The sequence below is a fragment of the Bradyrhizobium sp. WYCCWR 12699 genome (assembly GCF_032144035.1).
Classification (GTDB): Bacteria; Pseudomonadota; Alphaproteobacteria; order Rhizobiales; family Xanthobacteraceae; genus Bradyrhizobium.
In genome coordinates this window covers 1-3,175 of record NZ_JAVTJN010000016.1, presented here as the reverse complement: position 1 = coordinate 3,175, position 3,175 = coordinate 1, and the positions used below count along the sequence as shown (strand labels likewise).

Below are 3,175 nucleotides of genomic sequence, written 5' to 3'. Positions count from 1 at the left end.
TGTAACCGGCATGAGCCCCCCACCTGGGCATCGCGCGAATGAGCTGCGATACAGCCTGGCATGAACTGTTTTTTGGAGGTGGGCTATGGCAGATGCCATGCATGAAGCCAGGCTTGATGCCAGGCAGGAAAGCGGCTCCTATCGTCGGATCGAGGTGATCACAGGGCAGCGTCGACGACGGCGCTGGACGGCTGAAGAGAAGGCTCGGATCGTGGCCGAGAGCTTCGAGGAAGGGGCCAATATTTCCGAGGTCGCTCGGCGCCATGGCGTTGTCCGTGGGTTGCTGACGGTGTGGCGGCGCAAGTTCGCGACGGCAGTGAGCTTTCAGGCGCCAGGCTTCGTGCCGGTCCGGATCGCTTCCGAGAGCGGTCCGGCGACGGCAGACGAGTCGGACCGGTTAGCGTGCGCGCATAAGGTGCCGCCGCAGATGGCATCGGCTCCAGGCAAGCTTGGCGGAATGATCGAGATCGAGCTGGGCGGGGCACGCATCCGGGTCGAGCCCGGAGTGGAGCTGGCGACGCTTTCGACAGTGCTATCGGCGCTTCGGGGCATCCGTTGATTGCATTACGGTCTGACCTCAAGGTGGTGCTGGCGGCACAGCCAGTCGACTTTCGCAAGTCGGTGCACACGCTGTCGGCGCTGGTGAGCGAAGCGTTGCACGCGAACCTCGTATTGCGGCGACATCTTCGTGTTCCGCAGCAAGCGCGCGGACAGAGTGAAGCTTCTGGCATGGGATGGTAGCGGCATGGTGCTGGTGACGAAGTGGCTGCACCAGGGACACTTCACCTGGCCGCCGGTCCGCGACGGCGTGGTGCATCTGAGTGCGACACAACTCGCGATGCTGCTCGACGGACTTGAGTGGACGCGTGTTTCACACAAGCCTGTGAAGCAGCCGGCCGTTGTCGGCTGAGAGGCGAAGATTTTGCTGGAGCCTGTGATGGGCGGATATATCGTTCGATCATGGCGATTCGTCCCGAAGCTCTTCCGACCGATGCAGCGGCTCTGGCCGAGATGGTGCTCGCGCTTGACGCCGAGAACGAGAAGCTACGTGTGGCGATGCAGACGCTGAAGGAGATGATCTTCGGCAAGCGCTCAGAGCGGCTGGCGGCGATCGTGGCCGAGCAGCTCGCGCTCGAACTGGACGATCTCGCGACTGGCGTCACATCACCTGCGCCAGCCAACGACGATTTGCCTGCGACGAAGCCGGCTGGGAAGCCGCGCAAGAAGGCGAGGCGCAACATCGGCGCGCTACCCAAGCATTTGCCTCGCTGCGAGCAGGTGCTCGAGCCAGACACGACAGCGTGCCCGTGCTGCCAGGGCCTTCTGCACCGGATCGGCGAGGATGTGAGCGAGGTACTGGACGTGATCCCGGCGATCCTGCGGGTACTGCGCACGATTCGTCCCAAATACGCCTGCCGCGGCTGCACCGACGGCGTGGTGCAGGCGAAGGTGCTGCCGCGTCTGATCGACAGCGGCATGGCATCGACGGCACTCGTGGCTCACGTGGTGATCTCGAAGTTCGCCTGGTATCTGCCGCTGTACCGCCAGGTGCAGATCCTGGCCGGTCAGGGCCTTCATCTCGACCGCGCGACGCTCGCCGGCTGGGTGAAGCGTGCGGCATGGTGGCTTAAGAGTCTTTATGAGCTTCAGCTGCGGACGATCCAGGCTTCGCCGCGGCTGTTCTGCGACGAGACGCCGATGCCGGTGCTCGATCCCGGACGACATCGCACTCGTATCTGCCAGTTCTGGGCGCATGCGATGGATGATCGCCCATGGGGTGGCCCATCGCCGCCGGCGGTCGCCTATGTGTTTGCGGATGGCCGCGGCACCGAGGAGATCGCCGGGCAATTGGCCGGCTTCTCCGGCATTCTGCAGGTGGATGGCTATGCCGCCTACAAAGCGCTTGCCCGCGGTCAAGGCGGGGCGATCCAGCTGGCTTTTTGTCTCGCGCATGCCCGACGCAAATTCGTCGAGGTGTACAAGACGATGCAGTCGCCGTTCGCTCACGAAGTGATCGAGCGCCTGCAAGCGGTCTACGCCATCGAGGCCGAGATCCGTGGCTTGAGCGCCGAACAGCGGCTTGCCGCCCGCCGCACCAGGTCCGCACCGCTGATGGAGGTGCTGAAGGCGCGACTGACCTCGATGCTCGACCACCTGTTCTCCCAATCGAAGCTAGTGGAGGCCATCAACTATACGCTCAATCACTGGGACGGACTGACGCTATTTCTCCGCGATGGCCGCGTCGAGGTCGACAGCAACACCGTCGAGCGTTCAATGCGCCCGATTGCGATGGGGCGCCGTAACTCATTGTTCAGCGGCAGCGAGGGCGGCGCCGAGAGCTGGGCAATCCTTGCGTCGCTGGTCAATACGGCAAAGCTCCACGAACTCGATCCGCAGGCCTATCTGGCCGATGTGCTGGAGCGCATCGTCTCCGGTCAGACCAAGAGCCACCAGCTGCACGAACTTCTCCCCTGGAACTGGAAGGCGACCCGCGAGCTCAGCGCACGGGTGGCCGCATGACCCGCCGCCGCCGTTCATCATCTTCATCATCGATGGCGGCAGCCGCGATGCCGCTCGACGAACTTGAGCCTTGGCTACAGGCTCGTGCCGAGCAGCATCCCGTCGCCACCAGTCTTCCCATGCTCGACGGCTATGTCGCCGCGATCGTGGCCGGGCCGGTGTCGATGAGTCCGCTCGACTGGATCTGTCCGCTGCTCGCCATCGACGCCGACGCATTCAACCATGGCGGCACGCCGGAGTTCGCCGCGATTTCGGCCGTCGCGCTGCGCCACAACGACATCAGTAATGTTCTTTCCACCGCACCACATCGGTTCGCACCGGTCCATGGCCGCAAGCCGAATGGCGACGTTGATGCGCGGCCGTGGTGTCAGGGATTCCATGCCGCCATGCGGTTGCGACTATCAGCCTGGGGCCCACTGCTCGACGTCAGCAACATACACCACGGCTTGCTCCTGCCCATCCTGCTGCATTGCGTCGACGATCAAGGGCGTCCACTGCTTGGACCACCAAGGAAAGGCCGCGAGACCGAGGAATTCCTGCGCAACGCCCATGCCGACATTCCGGACGTCGTCGAGGCCATGCGTCAGTACTGGATGCCGACCCGCTACGCTCGCACAGGCTGATCACTGCAGACGTGGGAGCTCATACCGGTTAC

At 63.8% G+C, this 3,175-nt stretch carries 3 protein-coding genes and 1 pseudogene; all 4 read left to right on the top strand.

Annotation, left to right across the window (positions count from 1 at the left end; all coding sequences use genetic code 11):
• The first annotated feature begins 85 nt into the window (after nt 1–85).
• The 4 genes and pseudogenes from tnpA to RPS27_RS08925 all read left to right on the top strand — a co-directional run bounded on the left by tnpA (nt 86) and on the right by RPS27_RS08925 (nt 3,143).
• On the top strand, nt 86–559 hold the full coding sequence (tnpA, locus tag RPS27_RS39660) for an IS66-like element accessory protein TnpA (protein ID WP_128929538.1): 474 nt from the start codon (nt 86–88) through the stop codon (nt 557–559).
• Nucleotides 556–910: pseudogene (gene tnpB / locus RPS27_RS08935) on the top strand (IS66 family insertion sequence element accessory protein TnpB). Before tnpA ends, tnpB begins: the two are co-directional and overlap by 4 nt.
• Before the next feature lie 50 nt (nt 911–960).
• A complete protein-coding gene (gene tnpC / locus RPS27_RS08930; protein WP_128929539.1) occupies nt 961–2,520 on the top strand; it encodes an IS66 family transposase in 1,560 nt (519 codons plus the stop codon).
• Nucleotides 2,517–3,143, top strand: coding sequence for a UPF0149 family protein (locus RPS27_RS08925; RefSeq protein ID WP_232995571.1), 627 nt, complete (start codon nt 2,517–2,519; stop codon nt 3,141–3,143). The genes tnpC and RPS27_RS08925 overlap by 4 nt, the downstream gene beginning before the upstream one ends.
• The last annotated feature ends 32 nt before the right edge of the window (nt 3,144–3,175 follow it).